The organism is Psychromarinibacter halotolerans, assembly GCF_029168315.1.
Lineage (GTDB): Bacteria > Pseudomonadota > Alphaproteobacteria > Rhodobacterales > Rhodobacteraceae > Psychromarinibacter > Psychromarinibacter halotolerans.
On record NZ_JARGYD010000004.1, the window covers coordinates 1 to 15,161 of the forward strand.

General features: G+C 65.0%; 13 protein-coding genes and 1 pseudogene. 7 read left to right on the forward strand and 7 right to left on the reverse strand.

Features of this window, described 5'->3' with window-relative positions; genetic code table 11:
• Positions 1 to 95, reverse strand: a pseudogene (locus P1K30_RS11130) (electron transfer flavoprotein subunit beta/FixA family protein); the annotation flags it as partial.
• 39 nt (positions 96 to 134) lie between these two features.
• Complete coding sequence (locus P1K30_RS11135) at positions 135 to 1,343, reverse strand: CaiB/BaiF CoA transferase family protein (protein WP_275632811.1); 1,209 nt, start codon at positions 1,341 to 1,343, stop codon at positions 135 to 137.
• Between the two features lie 147 nt (positions 1,344 to 1,490).
• On the opposite strand from P1K30_RS11135, the gene P1K30_RS11140 reads away from it, so the two are divergent.
• Together P1K30_RS11140 and P1K30_RS11145 are read left to right on the forward strand one after the other, a co-directional pair.
• Positions 1,491 to 2,483, forward strand: coding sequence for a ketopantoate reductase family protein (locus P1K30_RS11140; protein WP_275632812.1), 993 nt, complete (start codon positions 1,491 to 1,493; stop codon positions 2,481 to 2,483).
• Positions 2,480 to 3,826 (forward strand): MmgE/PrpD family protein, encoded by a 1,347-nt coding sequence (locus P1K30_RS11145; RefSeq protein WP_275632813.1) that lies wholly within the window; start codon positions 2,480 to 2,482, stop codon positions 3,824 to 3,826. Before P1K30_RS11140 ends, P1K30_RS11145 begins: the two co-directional genes overlap by 4 nt.
• A gap of 37 nt (positions 3,827 to 3,863) precedes the next feature.
• Here the strand turns inward: P1K30_RS11145 and P1K30_RS11150 are convergent, their stop codons facing one another.
• The 4 genes from P1K30_RS11150 to P1K30_RS11165 are packed head-to-tail and all read right to left on the reverse strand — an operon-like array spanning position 3,864 to position 8,688.
• Complete coding sequence (locus P1K30_RS11150) at positions 3,864 to 4,373, reverse strand: TRAP transporter small permease (protein ID WP_275632814.1); 510 nt, start codon at positions 4,371 to 4,373, stop codon at positions 3,864 to 3,866.
• 3 nt (positions 4,374 to 4,376) lie between these two features.
• Positions 4,377 to 5,672: a TRAP transporter large permease gene (locus tag P1K30_RS11155; RefSeq protein WP_275632815.1), complete on the reverse strand. Its 1,296-nt coding sequence runs from the start codon at positions 5,670 to 5,672 to the stop codon at positions 4,377 to 4,379.
• A 54-nt stretch (positions 5,673 to 5,726) separates the two neighbouring features.
• On the reverse strand, positions 5,727 to 7,499 hold the full coding sequence (locus P1K30_RS11160; RefSeq protein ID WP_275632816.1) for an acyclic terpene utilization AtuA family protein: 1,773 nt from the start codon (positions 7,497 to 7,499) through the stop codon (positions 5,727 to 5,729).
• Positions 7,500 to 7,506: 7 nt separating this feature from the next.
• Complete coding sequence (locus P1K30_RS11165; RefSeq protein ID WP_275632817.1) at positions 7,507 to 8,688, reverse strand: acyl-CoA dehydrogenase family protein; 1,182 nt, start codon at positions 8,686 to 8,688, stop codon at positions 7,507 to 7,509.
• A 138-nt stretch (positions 8,689 to 8,826) separates the two neighbouring features.
• On the opposite strand from P1K30_RS11165, the gene P1K30_RS11170 reads away from it, so the two are divergent.
• The 5 genes from P1K30_RS11170 (at position 8,827) to P1K30_RS11190 (ending at position 14,118) form a co-directional block, all read left to right on the forward strand.
• Positions 8,827 to 9,561 (forward strand): IclR family transcriptional regulator, encoded by a 735-nt coding sequence (locus tag P1K30_RS11170; protein ID WP_275632818.1) that lies wholly within the window; start codon positions 8,827 to 8,829, stop codon positions 9,559 to 9,561.
• Positions 9,558 to 10,973, forward strand: a complete 1,416-nt coding sequence (locus P1K30_RS11175; RefSeq protein ID WP_275632819.1) for an FAD-binding oxidoreductase — start codon at positions 9,558 to 9,560, stop codon at positions 10,971 to 10,973. Before P1K30_RS11170 ends, P1K30_RS11175 begins: the two co-directional genes overlap by 4 nt.
• On the forward strand, positions 10,970 to 12,130 hold the full coding sequence (locus tag P1K30_RS11180; protein WP_275632820.1) for an alpha-hydroxy acid oxidase: 1,161 nt from the start codon (positions 10,970 to 10,972) through the stop codon (positions 12,128 to 12,130). Before P1K30_RS11175 ends, P1K30_RS11180 begins: the two co-directional genes overlap by 4 nt.
• A gap of 149 nt (positions 12,131 to 12,279) precedes the next feature.
• Positions 12,280 to 13,011, forward strand: coding sequence for an IclR family transcriptional regulator (locus P1K30_RS11185; protein ID WP_275632821.1), 732 nt, complete (start codon positions 12,280 to 12,282; stop codon positions 13,009 to 13,011).
• Between the two features lie 87 nt (positions 13,012 to 13,098).
• Complete coding sequence (locus P1K30_RS11190; RefSeq protein ID WP_275632822.1) at positions 13,099 to 14,118, forward strand: TRAP transporter substrate-binding protein; 1,020 nt, start codon at positions 13,099 to 13,101, stop codon at positions 14,116 to 14,118.
• Positions 14,119 to 14,208: 90 nt separating this feature from the next.
• Here P1K30_RS11190 and P1K30_RS11195 read toward each other — a convergent pair whose 3' ends face one another.
• Positions 14,209 to 15,147 carry a hydroxymethylglutaryl-CoA lyase gene (locus tag P1K30_RS11195; RefSeq protein ID WP_275632823.1) on the reverse strand — a complete coding sequence of 313 codons (939 nt, stop codon included), beginning with the start codon at positions 15,145 to 15,147 and terminating at the stop codon, positions 14,209 to 14,211.
• Positions 15,148 to 15,161: the final 14 nt, after the last annotated feature.

The window sequence follows — 15,161 nt, forward strand, 5'->3', positions numbered from 1 at the left end:
TTGACGTTGGCGAGATCGACGCCCGTGCCATCCGCCTTCACGCGGACCTTCACGTTGTAGTCGATCACACGTTTCACAGGTACGAGGACCTTCATCTTCATTCCTTCCAGGTAAGACTTGGCCGGTGCGCGGCCTCAGCCTGCGTTGCGCCGCGCCGGTGCCGGTGCGGGCGCTTCGCCGGTGAAATCGGCGTCCGCATGCTCGCCGAGGTTCGGCGCAAGGCTGCGGATGGACAGCGGTGTGGCCCCGAACTTGATCGGCGGCCGCGCCATCAGGATCGAGCCTTCGGTCGGGTGTTCGTGCTGTTGGAACATGCCGACCTGCTTCAGGTGCGGGTCGTCGAACAACTCGTCAAGGCTGTTGACCTTCGCGCAGGGGATGTCGATCCCGCGCAGCAGGTCGATCCACTTGTCGGTTGGGTGCTGCTGAAGAACCTCGCCAAGAAACTGCCCGCAGGCCTCGGCATTCTCGGTTCGGGTCGACTGGCTGGCGAAACGCGGGTCCTGAAGGATGTCGGGCCGCCCGACGAGGTCGGTGAACCGCTGCCAGTCGCGGTCGGTGTAGACCACAAGCGCAAGGTGCCCGTCGCCTGTGGGGTAGGGGCCGCGGAAGCGGGACAGCAAACGCTTGTAGCCCGCGCCGCTTTCCGGCGGCACGAACGATCGGCCGCCCATGTTGTCAGCAAGAACGAAGCTGGTCATCGTCTCGAACATCGGCACTTCGATATCCTGACCTTCGCCGGTCAGGGCGCGGTGCATCAGGGCCGAGACCACGGCGATGACGGCATACAGCCCGGTCACGCGGTCGCAGATGTTAAGCGGCGCATAGCGGACGTCGCCGTCGACGGCTTCGAAAAGGCCGGACACACCGGCCGCGGCTTGGATCAGATCATCGTAAACGGCCTGACCGGAATAGGGGCCGTCCGACCCGTAGCCGACCATCTGGCAATAGACGATCGACGGGTTCACCTTGGACACCGCGCCATAGTCCAGTCCCAGCCGTTTCAGGCCGTTGGGACGGATGTTCGTCATCAGCGCGTCGGTCTTCGACGCAAGCTCTAGCAGGTGCGCCTTGTCCTCGGGCTTCTTGAGATCCAGCACGATGCTCTTCTTGTTGCGGTTCGACTGCAGGAACAGGGTGCCCATCGACGGATGCCGAGCGGGGCCGATGCGGCGCAACGAGTCGCCCTCGGGGCCTTCGACCTTGATGACTTCGGCGCCGAGGTCGCCAAGCAGCTGGGTGGCTGCCGGACCCATCACGACCGTGGTAAGGTCAAGTATCCGAACCCCGGCCAGCGGCCCCTTGGGCGAGTTTGCGTCTGTATGGCCCGGGGCGTTCGTCATACGTCTTTCCTGTCGTCCTATTTCGCAGTGGCGAATTAATATTCGTGCTTGCGGAGTTTACGGGGGCGTCTATTTTAAGTCAAGCAAGCCGGTTTGCCGTCCCCGATGCCAATTTCCGGGGCGGGCGGCAGGACGCGGGGAGGATATATGAAGGTCACTGTATTCGGCGCGGGCGCGACGGGCGGACATTTCGCCGTACGTCTCTCGCAGGCGGGGCACGACGTGTCCGTGGTGGCGCGTGGCGCGCATCTTGAGGCGATCCGTAGCAATGGGCTAACTTTGCTTGCTGCCGACGACCGCGCGACGGTGAAGGTGCGGGCATCGGCGGATGCGACCGAGATCGGCGTGCAGGATGTGGTGCTTGTCGGTGTGAAGGGGGCGGGTCTGGCGGCGATCACGCAGGCGCTGCGTCCGCTGGTCGGACCGGACACGCGGGTGATCTTTCCGCAAAACGGGATGCCGTGGTGGTACCCGGTGGGGCTGACGACCACCCCCGCGCCGCCGGACTGGGCGGACTTCTCTATCGGAGCGGGCTTCCTTGACTATATCGCGCCCGGGCAACTGGTTGGCGGAAGCATCTATTCCGCGAACGAACTGGACGCTCCGGGCGTGGTGAGAAACGCGTCCCCGGGCCACAACCGGCTGGATCTGGGTGCGGTTGTTCCCGGTGGGGACGGGGTCGAGGATCTGCGCAGAGCGTTCCGTGACGCCGGGATCGACGCCCCCGACGTGCCGGACATCCGGGCCGTGATCTGGCGGAAGCTGCTGGCGAATATGAGCGGGTCGATCATCGCGCTGATCACCGGCAACAAGTCGTCGATCAGCCGGAAGGATCCCGCGCTGGGGGCGGTCTATCGCCGCGCGGTCGGCGAAGGGATGGCGATTGCCGCGGCCTATGGCTACGACCTTGCCGACACTGTCGACGTGGACGCGATGTTGAAAAGCATTCCCGAACACAAGCCGTCGATCCGGCAGGATTTCGAAGCAGGTCGACCGATGGAGATCGGGCAGATCCTGCTCGCGCCGCTTGCTTTCGCCCGTCAGGCGGGTGTGGACACGCCGGTGCTTGATACGCTCGCCGCGCTGGCGCAACGAATGGCCGAGGACCGCGGACTGTTCCAGCGCGACGCGCCGGCATGACTAAGCCGGATGGTCTGACGGCGCGGCTGGGCAGGTTCGTGGCCGAGACGTCCCCGGGCGACATCCCCGAGCGGGTTCGTGAACGCGCACGGGTCAGCCTGTTGCACAACCTGTGCATGGCGCGCGCCGGGCGCGGTCGCTATGGCAGCGCGGACGCCTATGCGCGTCGCTTCCATGCAGTGCCCGCCGAGGCCACGCTTCTAAGCGGTGGCGCGCGCGTGACAGCAGAGGCGGCGGCCTTCGCGAACGGGTCGCTGTTTCATGCGCGGTCGCAGGATGACACACACCCCGGCTCTACCTCGCACCCTGGCGCGCCGGTCATGGCGGCTGCGCTTGCGGTGGCCGAGGCCGAAGGCGCGACCGGCGCGCAGTTTCTGGATGCGGTGATCCTTGGGTACGAGGCCCTGTGCCGAGCGGGCCGGGATTTCGACGAGTTGGTAACCAAGCGTGGCTTTCGGGCGGCTGCCGTGATCGGTGGCTTCGGCTCGGCGGCGGCGGCTGCGCGGTTGATGCGGCTGGATGCTGAACAGACCGGCCACGCACTTGCGTTCTCGGCGCATCAGGCGGGCGGTCTGGCGCAGGTCTGGGTCGAGGGCACCGACGAGTTCCCGATGCAGCTTGGCCTTGCGGCGCATGCTGGCCTTCGGTCGGCACGGCTGGCGTCGCTGGGCATGACGGCGGCCCGGTCGATGCTGGAGGGCGCGAAGGGCTTCTATGCCACCTACGCCGGGGCCGACGCGGCACCGGTCGAGGCGCTTCATGGGCTGGGCGAGGCATGGCAGTTCGACGAAGTGACCGTGAAGGCCTTTCCCGCCTGCGCGATCCTGCAAGGACCGTTGGGCGCGTTGCAGGGGCTTCTCGACACGATCGGACTCGCAAGGATAGATCGGATCGACTTATCGTTGTCGCCCTACGAGGCTGGCTATCCCGGTGTCGACAACGCAGGACCCGCCTTTGCCGGACCCACCGCCGCGAAGATGAGCGCACAGTTCTGCCTTGGCGTGATGGCGCTGGACGAGCGGCTTCGCCTGTCCGACCTGTCCCGGACCACCGAGCCAGAGATCGCAGCAATGGCCGAGCGCATCACCGTGCATCCTGACCCGGCGGTTGAACCGCGGCTGTGCCGTGTGCGGGTAACGCTCGACGATTGCCGGGTCTTGGAGGTCGAAGTTAACGAGCCTGTCGGCCGACCCGACTTTGACGCGATGGCGCGGTTCGCCCAGCAGCTTGCGCCCGAGATGGACCTGTCCGAGGCGGGGGTGTCCCGGCTGGCAGATGAGGTCCGCGCAATTGATAGGGCGCCGGACATGACGGGATTACTGGCTGCTTGCCTTCAAAAGTGAACCGCCGCGCCAAGTGACCCGGCGCGGCGGCATAGCGTCAGACGTCCGGTTCGGGACCGGTGTGCGGTTCCGGGGGCCAGACGCTTTGGAACAGCAGGCGCAGCGTGATCAGCGCGGTTCCGACCGGCACCCAGCAATAACTTAGATACGTCGGGAACTGGATCGCCCCGAAGGTCGTCGTGCGGTGTGCGATCTTTTCCAGCGCCTCGATCCCGGTCATCCACGTAATGTAGCTGAAGGCGGCGGCGGACATCAGGAAGATGATCCGCTCGACCGGGCGTCCCGGGATCGACGAGATCAGCCCCTGAAACAGCGGAACGGCAATGTGCCCGCCCAAGGCCTGGATCTTGGGCATGCCAAGGAACGTCAGGATCACCATCAGGTAAAGCGAGGTGAACTCGTACTGTCCCTGAAGCGGGCTGTTGAGAAAGTAGCGCCCGAAAGCGTCGATGGTAATCGAGAACATGATCAGCAGCAGCGCCGTCGCTGCGGCGATGATCGCGATGGTCTCGAAGGCGGATAGGATGCGGTCAATGAACTGTTTCATGGGTCACGGCGCATATTGGGCCAGCCAGAGCGAAAGGCTCGGGAAGGCGATGATAAGGGAAAGCGTCACCACTTCGGCAAGAACGAAGGGCCAGATGCCACGGAAGATCGTACCGACCGGGACCTTGCTGACCGAACTGACGACGAAGACGTTCAGGCCCATCGGCGGGGTCACGACGCCGATCTCGCCTGCCTTGACCAGCAGCACGCCGATCCAGACCGGGTCGAAGCCCAGTTGCATCAGCAGCGGCACGGCAACAGGCACCGTCAGCACCTGGATTGCGAACTGTTCCAAGAAGAACCCCAGCACGACCCACAGCAGGACGACCATGATCAGGATGGCCCAGCGGTTGATCTCGGCCACTTGAACCATCGTCATCAGACCTTGGGTCAGCCCGGTCAGGGTCAGGAAAAGCCCGAAGATCCCGGCGCCGATGATGATGGTGAAGATCATCACCGAGTTCCGGGTGGAGTTCATCAGCGCCTGCTTGAACCCGTCCATCGTCAGACGCCGCATGATGAAGGCGAAGGCCAAGGCAAGAAACGCGCCGACGGCCCCGATCTCGGTCGCCGTCACGGCGCCGGAATAAAGCCCGGCGAACATGAAGATGAAAAAGATCAGGATCGGCCAGATAGTGGTCAGACCCTTCACGCGTTCTTTCATAGGAAGCTTCGGCAGGCGCTCGGGGGCGGCGTCCTTCTTGAAGCGGACGGTCAGCACGATCACCAAAAGGTACGAGAAGCCGGTCAGCAAGCCGGGAATGATCCCCGCCAGAAAGAGCTTGCCGATCGAGACCTCGGTCAGAATTCCGTAGAAGACGAAGGCGATAGAGGGCGGGATCATGATCGCCAGCGTGCCGACGATGGCGATAGAGGCCGTCGCGAACGAAGGTGCATAACCCAGTCGCTTCATCTCGGGATAGGCCGCCGAGGCCAGGGTGCCTGCCGCGGCGCTGGAAGATCCGCAGACCGCGGCCAGCAACACGCCGCCTGCGACGGCAGCCATCGACATGCCGCCCTTGATATGGCGCAGCCAGCGGTCGCCGGCTTCGAAGATGTCACGGGTAAACCGGCCTGCCGTCAGAAACTCTGCCATCAGGATAAACATCGGCAGCGTCGTCAGGGTAAAGCTGGCGACGTGTTCGTATGGGCTGTTCTGGATCACGCCGATCAGCGGCCCGGTGCCGACTGTCATGTAGATCCCGACCATGCCGGAAATCAGCAGGGCGAAAGCAATGGGACTGCCGCCAAGTATAAGTAGGACAAGAAGCCCGACAGGGATGATCGCGTTCATCGCCATGCCCGGGCCCTCCTGGTGGTCGTCTCCATCACGTTCTCCTCCCTCGTGTTTTTGTCAGAGCCAGTCGGCGGGAACGTCAAGCTCCATCTCGAGTGCCATCTGGCCATAGGCCTTGCCTTGTGGGTCGATGCGCATCGAGGCCATGCCTCCTCCTCCAAGCGCATCGCCAACAAGGAAATTCAGTGCGTTGAGGCCTGGGGCCTCGAAGCGTTCTGCGGGCCCTTCGACCTGCTGCGCGAAATGCGCCAGCAGACGGTCCACCGTAACCTCGCGCCGCAGGAACGGCAGGTACTCGGGCCGGCGGGCGATGATCGCGATATTGGCGCGGTTGCCCTTGTCGCCGGACCGCGCCCACGCCAGCTGGCGCAACGGCGCGCGGGCCGTCGGACCGTCGGGAACGGGGGTGTCGGGCAGGTCCGGGGGCTGCACCGGCTGAAGCGGTTGTCCTGCCGCAATTGCCGTGTCGCGGGGCGCGGCGTCCGCCACGTGAACCTGCGGCGGGGCGACGCTGTCTTTCGGCACCAGCAGCGTGAACAGACGGACGACAGGCGTCGGCTTGGGACGGCCGGCATAGATGCCGGTGGTGCCCGGCGCCATGCTGATGCCGATGGACCCGGCTTCCCGCGCGAAGGCGTTCAACGCGTCGCGGCTGTCGTGGTCGACGACCAGTCGCAATAGAACCTCGCGCGTGGTGCGGGCGGCAGAGGCCTCGCCATAGGCGGATTCTGCGCCCAGTGCTTCGATCCGGGTCGCCCGGAACGGACCAAGTCCGTCGCGTGCGAAACCGGCTTCGGCCCGTGCGATCATGGCGCGGGCGGTCTTTTCGGCCTTCGCGGCCGCGTCCGGGCCGACGATCGACACCGACAGCACCGCGCGCCAACCGTCCTGCCACGTTGCCGAGACCTTGTAGTCCGGTGTGGGTGGCCGCCCGCGCGCGCCGCTGACGCGAACGCTGTCTGTCCCGATTTGCTCGACCGTCACACCAGAGAAATCCGCGACCACGTCCGGCAGGATATAGGCCGCGGGATCGCCGATCTCGTACAGCACCTGTTCGGACACGGTGCCGACGCTGATCATCCCGCCGGTTCCGGCAGGCTTTTCCAGTGTAAAGCTGCCGTCTGCGGCGCAGCAGGCGATGGGATAGCCAATGTTGTCCCACCCCTCGACTTGATCCCAGTCTGTGAACGTGCCGCCCGTCGCCTGCGGTCCGCATTCGATGACATGGCCCGCCAAGCTGCCGGCGGCCAGAAGGTCGTGGTCGTCCTCGGCCCAGCCGAAGCTGTGCATCAACGCCCCCAGCGCCAACGCGCTGTCGGCGCAGCGCCCGGTCACGACGATGTCCGCACCCGCCGACAGCGCATCGCGGACGGGCAGGGCGCCAAGATAGGCATTCGCGGTCAGCAGGCTGTCCGGGATCGGCGCGCCGGTTTCTGCCTCTGTCAGTCCCATCGCCCGCAGGTCGTTGAGCATCGGCAGCAGATCGTCGCCGGTGACCGCCGCGACGGTCAGGTCCAGCCCGGCCTCTGCGATCGCGGCCTCCAGCGCGGCCTTGCAGCCCAGCGGGTTCACCCCGCCAGCGTTCGAGACCACCTTCACCCCATCCGCCGCGATCCGCGACAGGTGAGGCTTCAGGTACGCGACCGCGTCCGGCGGAAAGCCGAAGGCGGGGTTCTTCATCCGGGCGCGGGCCATCAGCGACATGGTGACCTCGGCGAGGTAGTCCATCATCAGGACGTCGACCCCGGCATCCAGCAGTTGCCCAATGGCCATCGGGCTGTCGCCCCAAGCGCCGGACGCGCCGCCGATGCGTACGATTTTACCGGTCATCGCGCGCTCAGTAGGATTTCGGCAGGCCCAGCTTTCGCTCGGCCAAGAAACACAGGATCAATTCGCGCGAGACAGGGGCAAGGCGGGTGGCGACGAGTTCGCGGAAATAGCGTTCGACCATGAACTCTTGCGCGTATCCCATGCCGCCGTGGGTCCGGATTGCCTGATCGCCGGCCTTGAACGCGGCATCGGCGGCAAGGTATTTTGCGGCGTTCGCCTCCGCGCCGCAGGACTGACCGCTGTCGTACAGGTTTGCCGCGCGCATCGTCATAAGCTCGGCCGCGTAAAGCTCGGACCAGTTCTCGGCCAGCGGGTGCTGGATCGACTGGTTCTTGCCGATGGGACGCCCGAAGACCTCGCGGTCGGCGGCATAATTCGCGGCCTTCCACAGCGCGCGGCGTCCGATGCCGATGACCTCGGCCGCGTTCAGGATGCGTTCGGGGTTCAGGCTGTCGAGGATATAGCGAAAGCCTTTGCCCTCTTCGCCGATCAAGTCCTCTTTCGGGATCGGCAGGTTGTCGATGAACAGCGCGTTCGAATCCACCGCGCCCCGTCCCATCTTCGGCACCTCGTGCACGTCGATATACTTGCGGTTCAGGTCGGTGAAGAAAATCGACAGCCCGTCGGTGGGCTTCGCACAGTCCTCGATGGGCGTGGTGCGCGCCAGAAGCAGGATCTTGTCGGCGGTTTGCGCGGTCGAGATCCACATCTTCCGGCCGTTCACCAGGTAGTGGTCCCCTTTGTCGACCGCCCGTGTCTTAAGCTTGGTGGTGTCCAGCCCCGCATCGGGCTCGGTTACACCAAAACAGGCGCGCGTCTCGCCTGCGATCAGCGGGGTCAGCCAGCGTTTCTTCTGCTCGTCGGTGCCATGCTTCACGATGGCATGGGGGCCGAAGATATTGATGTGCACCGCCGAGCAGGCCGCGAAAGTCCCGGCAGAGGACCCGATGGTCTGCATCATCAATGCGGCCTCTGTCACGCCCAGACCCGCGCCGCCGAACTCTTCGGGCATCGCGATGCCAAGCCAGCCGCCATCGGCGATGGCCTTGCAGAACTCTGTCGGGAAGGTGTGGGTGCGGTCTTTTTCGGACCAGTATTCGTCATCGAACTTGTCGCAGATCGCCCGGACGGCGTTCCGGATCTCTGCCTGATCGGCGTTCTCCACCAACGGATCAGGGAATTCCATCATGTCTTCCTCCCGCGGGCCGTCTGCGCGGCCCATTGTATTATTTCGCAGTAGCGAATATTAATTCGTTGTGTCGCAAAATAAGTCCGGTTCGGCAAGTTCGTCAAGGGCGTCCAACCGGCCAAAGAGCGGAAAGTGAACATGTCCAAGATCGTGAAGCGGACGTTGGATTTCTTCGAGCTGTTCGAAAGAACCCGCCGTCCGCTTAGTCTGTCTGGCGTCGCGCGCGAACTCGACCTGCCGGCATCCAGCTGCCACGACGTGCTGCGAACGCTGGTCGAACATGGCTTCGTCTATCAGCCGGGAGAGCGGGGAGAGTACTATCCGACCCAGCGGCTGGGCCTTCTGGCTGCCGAGATCGCACGTAACGATCCCTTCCTTCTACGAGTGCGGACCGACCTCAGAGATCTGTCGGCGCGGCATGGGCGGTCCTGTTTCCTGGCCCGCATCGACGGTAAGACCGCGCGTTACGTGTTGGTTGTCGAGGCGTACGGCCCTTGGCGCTACCATATCGAGGAGGGGGCAGAGGTCCGCCATCCCCACGCGACCTCGGCGGGCAAGGCGCTTTTGGGGCAGCTGACGCCAGAGGTGCGTGCGGCGGTTATCGCCGCGCTGCCGATGCCGGTCCTGACGCCGCAGACGATCCAGACACGCGAAGATCTGGCGGCGGACATCGAGATGTCCCGCGCCCGTGGCTGGTACCTGAACAAGGAAGAAAGCGTGCGGACCGCAATGACGATTTCGGTGCCGCTGCACTGGAACGCAGAGGATTACATCCTGACGATGGCCGGACCGGGCGTGTCCGACGATGCCGAGATCAACGCGATCGCGGCGGACCTTGCCGCCGCGGCGCGCCGGCTTGAGGCGCCGAGATGAGCGGGTGGGGCAAGATCTCGGACATCGTGGGGCCTTCCAACGTTGTCCGCGATGCGGACGGGATGAGCCCGTACCTGATCGACGACCGGAAGCTTTACGAAGGTGACGCGGCTGCTGTCGTAAGGCCCGGTACCACGCAAGAGGTCGCCGCCGTTGTCGGGGTTTGCGCCGATTTGGGCTGGCCCGTCGTGCCGGTCGGCGGCAATACGGGGCAGGTCGGGGGCGCCGTGCCGCGTGGCGGGCCGGGCACCGTGGTTCTTTCGACCGAGCGTCTGAACCGCATACACCGCATCGACCCGGACGAAATGGTCGCCGTGGCGGGCGCAGGGGTCATCCTGTCGGACCTGCAGCAAGCTGCGGCGGCGGAAGGGTGCTTTTATCCCGTCTCTCTTGGCTCGGAGGGGACGTGCCGCGTCGGTGGAAACGTCTCGACCAACGCGGGCGGCATCAATGTTCTGCGCTATGGCAATACGCGCGATCAGGTGCTGGGGTTGGAGGTCGTGCTGCCGGACGGACGGATCTGGAACGGTCTGCGCACGCTTCGGAAGGACAACACCGGCTATGCGCTCAAACACCTGTTCATCGGGGCAGAGGGGACGCTGGGTATCGTCACCGCCGCCGCGCTGAAGCTGTACCCGCAAAGCCTTGCCGTCGGCACCGCATTTGCCGCGGTTCAGGACCCGGCGGCGGCTGTCGCCCTTTTGCGGGCGCTGCGGGCGCAGTTGGGGGACTGTATCACCGCCTACGAGTTGCTGCCGCGCATCGCGCTGGAATTCGGCATCCGCCACATCGGCCCGATCCGCGAACCCTTTGAGGAGCGGTTCGATTGGCATGTGCTTGTCGAAGCAGGCGATGCTGACGCGACCGAGCGGCTGGAGGCCGCGCTTGCCGCGGCTGCCGAGGACGGGCTGCTGCTGGACGCCGTGGTGGCGCAGACCGGAGCGCAGCGCGCCGACCTGTGGAAGTTGCGCGAAATCGGCGCGGGCGGGCACCAGTACCGTGCAGGTGCGCTGATCAAGCACGACATCTCGGTGCCGGTGGGCCGGGTGCCAGAGATGATCGCGCGCGGAACGGCAGCGGTGCACGCGGCGCTTCCTGGCACGCATGTCATCGCGTTCGGGCACGTGGGCGACGGGAACCTGCACTACAATCTGGTGCAGCCCGACGGGCACGACCCCGCCGACTTTCGCGCTCGGACCGCCGCGATGAACCGCATCATCCACGACCTGGTCGCAGAGCTTGGTGGCAGTATCTCGGCCGAGCATGGGATCGGTCTGTTGAAGCGCGAGGAACTGGCGGTCTACGCGGATCCGGTGGAACTGGACCTGATGCACCGGGTCAAATCGGTGCTGGACCCGCAAGGTCTCATGAACCCCGGCAAGATCCTGATGGACAGGGGAACGGCGTCATGAGCCACCGTCTTGCCCGTGCTCGCAACATCGCCGATCTGCGCGAGATCGCGCGCCGCCGCGTGGCGCGGGCGTTCTTCGAATTCATGGACCGGGGCACCGAGGATGAAACCCAGTTGAGGCGCAATCGCGCCGCGCTGGATGCGGTGACGCTGAAGCCGACCGTTCTTACCGACGTCCGCGAGATCAACACGGCGACCGACCTGCTGGGACGCGCCGTGCCGTTGCCGCTTGCCGTGGCGCCGACCGGCGTCGCCAACATGATGCACTATCAGGGCGAGCTTGCCCTTGCGCGCGCTGCCGCGAGGGCGGGCATTCCCTTCACGCTGGCCACCAGTTCCACCACGGCGATCGAGGATATCGCTGCTGCGGCCACGTCCGGGTTCTGGCTGCAACTCTACGTTTGGGAGGATCGCGAGGCGACGTGGTCTGTTGTCGAACGTGCACGGGACGCGGGGGCGGAGGCCTTGGTGGTTACGGTGGACACGCCAGTAATGGCGAACCGGGAATACAACGACCGCAACGGATTTTCCTTTCCGGTGCGGCCGGACCCGGTCTTGATCGCCGACATGCTGGCGCATCCGCGGTGGCTGTGCCCGGTAATGGGGCGATACTGGCTGACCGGAGGCACGCCGCGCTTCGTCAATTATCCGCAGCGGATCGGCGGCAAGGTGACGAAGGGCACCAGCCGGATGGCAAACTCGGCCAGTGTGACATGGGACGACATCGCACGGTTCCGCGACAGGTGGGACGGGCGGCTGATCCTCAAGGGCGTGCTGACGCCCGAGACAGCCGTGAAGGCGGGCGCCATCGGGGCGGATGCGGTGGTGGTTTCGAACCACGGCGGCCGGATGTTCGACCCGGGCCCTGCGGCGATAGAGGCGCTGGGCCCCGTTGTCCGCGCGGCGCCGGATAGCCTGTCGGTACTTTTCGACAGCGGCATCCGGCGTGGCGCCGACATCCTGCGCGCGCTGGCTTTGGGCGCGGACGGCGTGCTTGTCGGCCGCGCCACGCTGTACGGCCTTGCGGCGGCAGGAGAGGAGGGTGCCTTGAAGGCGCTGGACATACTTGCCGAGGAATTGCGGCGCTGCATGGCGCTGTGCGGCGTGCGGACCATCGACGAGATCGGGCTCGATTGCCTTTGGAAAGACGGTTCCTGACACGCAGATGGGCCTGCCTGCATCAGAGACAGCCCATGCCGTGAAGCTTGAGCGCCGGATATTAGTGGGGTAGTCGCGACAACGGGCCCGACATGGCGGCTGACGCAGTCATCGGCCCGACTTGGCGCAAATCCGCAAAGCAGGCCCACATGTCGAAGATCGTAAAACGGACGCTGGATTTCATCGAACTCTTCGCCGAAGAGAAACGACCGCTGTCGCTGTCCGATATTTCCCGGCTTCTGGACATCCCGATGTCGAGCTGTTTCGACGTCGTCCAATCCTTGCAAGAACGCGGCTATATCTACGAACTCGGGCACCGGGCCGGGTTCTATCCGACCGCACGCCTGACGGAATTGGCGGCAGTCATCAGCCAGCACGACCCTGTGTCGCTGCGCGCGGGGCTGAAGCTGCGCGACCTGCGCGACGAGTTCGATGAATCCGTGTCGCTGGCACGCTCGGCAGGGCCGCAGGTGACCTACCTGCTGGTTCTGGAACCTTCGCATCCGCTGCGCTTCCTTGTCCGGGTGGGGGACCACGCGCGTTCGCTGCATGCCACATCGGTCGGGAAGGCGCTTTTGGCCACGCTTCCTCCGGAAGACCTGCCCGATCTGCTTGGGCCCGGCCCGCTAGAGCCCTTGACCGAGAAAACCCAGACCGATCCGGCGAAGCTGATTGCCGAGATCGAGGAAACCCGCGCGCGTGGCTATGCGATCAATCGCGAGGAAAGCGTGCCGACCGCCACCACCGTCACCGGCTGGTTCACTTGGCACCGGTCGGAATACTTCGTGACCGTCGCAGGCCCGACCTTCCGCGTGGAGCCCAAGCTTGAGGCCATCATCGCCCGGCTCACAGAGGTTTGCAGCTCCCTCGGGCAGCCGTAGCCGCCTCCACAGTTGACTTTGCGAAATTGCGCCGCCATGAATAATGATACGCTGTGGCGAAAAAGTGCAGCAAAGGGAGGTACTACATTGAAAATCGGAATTCTATCGCTTCCGGCGATGGCGCTGGCTGGGCTTCTGCCCGCTCTGGCGCACGCCCAAGAGACATATACGCTGCGGATCGCGGACCAGTTTCCGCTGACGCACATCGCGTCCAAGCTGACCATTCAGCCGTTCATCGAGGAGGTCGAGGCTCGGTCGGAAGGGCGCATCACGTTCGAACACTACCCGGCGGAACAGCTGGCAAAGGGGCGCGGCATGCTGGATGCGGTTCGCACCGGCGTCACCGACATCGGACTGCAGGTCGCGGGCTACGTGTCGGACCGGCTGCCGCTGTCGACCGTTGTCGAGCTGCCTAGCATCAGCTCCGACGTCGAAAAGTGCTTTAACGCTTTCCAGACGCTGGCCGAGGGCGAACTGCTGGAACGTGAGTTCAAGCCGATGGGCGTCCGCGCCATCGAGGTGAACTGCACGCCGCCCCAATTTATGACCACCGGTGTCGACGAGATTTCGTCGCTGGAGGACATCGCGGGTCTGAAGCTTCGCGCCGGTGGCAGCGCGGTCGAACTGACGCTGACCGAGCTTGGCGCGATCCCGGTGAAAATGTCCGCGCCTGACATCTACGTCGGGGTCGAGCGCGGGACGCTGGACGGAGCGGTGTTCGCCCCGGCCTCGACCCTTGGGTACAACCTGCAGAACATCGTGGGTGGCGTGGCCAAGAACGTGTCCTTCGGCTCGAACGCGGCGATCCTGTTCATGAACGAGAACTCGTTCCAGAAGCTGCCGCCCGACCTTCAGGAGATCATCCTCGAAGTGGGCAAGCAGGTCGGATACGACGTTGCCGAAGCCTATAACAGCGGTACGCAGGACGCGCTGGACGAGATCGCCGCTGCCGGTGTGAACGTCTACGATTTCCCCGAGGACGTCGTCGAACGCATCCGCGCCGCGCAAGAGAAGGTTGGCGAGGTCTGGGTCGAGCAGATGAATTCCCGCAACCTGCCGGGCACCGAGATCCTTGATGCCGCAACGGCGGCAGCGATGACCAACTGATCCGCATCCCATCGGACCAACGAATAAGGGCGGTGGAGAAATCCACCGCCCTTTAACTTTGCCGCTCCGTGCTGCGCAGGGCCGGCGCGGTCAGTCGACCTTGGTGCGCTGTCCCTCGGGGTCGTGGATCTCGTCCGCGGGGCCGGCCTTCATCACCATTCCGGGAAGTTTGCGGTCGAGCAGGTCTTCGGTCAGGCGCGCAGCGGCGACCAGCCGGTCCAGATCCAGCCCCGTGGCAATGCCCATCCGGTGCGCCATATGGACGAAGTCTTCGGTGCAGATATTGCCCACGGCACGCGGCGCGAAGGGGCAGCCGCCAAGCCCGCCGATCGAGGACTCGAAGTCGCGCACGCCGCAGTCCAGCCCAGTCAGCGCGTTCGCCAGCCCCAGCCCGCGCGTGTTGTGCAGGTGCAGGCCGACCGGGGTACCCGGGTGGCGGTCCTGAAGGGCCGTCACCCGGTCCCGCACGCGGGTCGGGTCCGCGACGCCGGTGGTGTCGGCAAGGTAGATCAGCCGCGCCCCAAGACCTTCGAGGTGCGAAAACAGCCTGTCGACGGTCTCGAATGCCACCTCGCCCTCGTAGGGGCAGCCGAAAGCGGTGGCGACGACACCGACGATCCGCGTCGCGCTGCCTTGCGTCGCAGCTGCGATGTCCTCTAGCGACTTCATGCCGGTGTCCATGTCCATCCGAACATTCAGGCGATTGAAGGTCGCGGACGCTGCGATCCCGCATTTCAGTTCGTCTATGCCGCAATCCACGGCCGTTTCCGCACCGCGTCGATTGGGCACGAACGCAGCATAGGACAGCCCAGCGCGCCGGGGCAGGGCGCGTGCCACCTCCTGAGCGTCAGCGAACTGTGGGATGACCTTGGGATGCACGAAGCCCGTCGCCTCGATCCGGGTCAGACCGGCCTCGGCCAATGCCTCGATCATCCGCAGCTTCTGGTCCACCGGCAAATGCCGCTTCTCCATCTGCAAGCCATCGCGGGGCCCGACTTCGCTGATTGTTATCGTGTCCGGATAGGCCATCGCTGTCCTCTGGC

Coding starts and splice junctions, on each gene's coding strand:
- P1K30_RS11195 (WP_275632823.1), bottom strand. CDS start 15,147: ATGGCCTATCCGGACACGATAACAATCAGCGAAGTCGGGCCCCGCGAT.
- P1K30_RS11180 (WP_275632820.1), top strand. CDS start 10,970: ATGAGCCACCGTCTTGCCCGTGCTCGCAACATCGCCGATCTGCGCGAG.
- P1K30_RS11185 (WP_275632821.1), top strand. CDS start 12,280: ATGTCGAAGATCGTAAAACGGACGCTGGATTTCATCGAACTCTTCGCC.
- P1K30_RS11145 (WP_275632813.1), top strand. CDS start 2,480: ATGACTAAGCCGGATGGTCTGACGGCGCGGCTGGGCAGGTTCGTGGCC.
- P1K30_RS11170 (WP_275632818.1), top strand. CDS start 8,827: ATGTCCAAGATCGTGAAGCGGACGTTGGATTTCTTCGAGCTGTTCGAA.
- P1K30_RS11175 (WP_275632819.1), top strand. CDS start 9,558: ATGAGCGGGTGGGGCAAGATCTCGGACATCGTGGGGCCTTCCAACGTT.
- P1K30_RS11140 (WP_275632812.1), top strand. CDS start 1,491: ATGAAGGTCACTGTATTCGGCGCGGGCGCGACGGGCGGACATTTCGCC.
- P1K30_RS11135 (WP_275632811.1), bottom strand. CDS start 1,343: ATGACGAACGCCCCGGGCCATACAGACGCAAACTCGCCCAAGGGGCCG.
- P1K30_RS11165 (WP_275632817.1), bottom strand. CDS start 8,688: ATGATGGAATTCCCTGATCCGTTGGTGGAGAACGCCGATCAGGCAGAG.
- P1K30_RS11150 (WP_275632814.1), bottom strand. CDS start 4,373: ATGAAACAGTTCATTGACCGCATCCTATCCGCCTTCGAGACCATCGCG.
- P1K30_RS11155 (WP_275632815.1), bottom strand. CDS start 5,672: ATGGCGATGAACGCGATCATCCCTGTCGGGCTTCTTGTCCTACTTATA.
- P1K30_RS11160 (WP_275632816.1), bottom strand. CDS start 7,499: ATGACCGGTAAAATCGTACGCATCGGCGGCGCGTCCGGCGCTTGGGGC.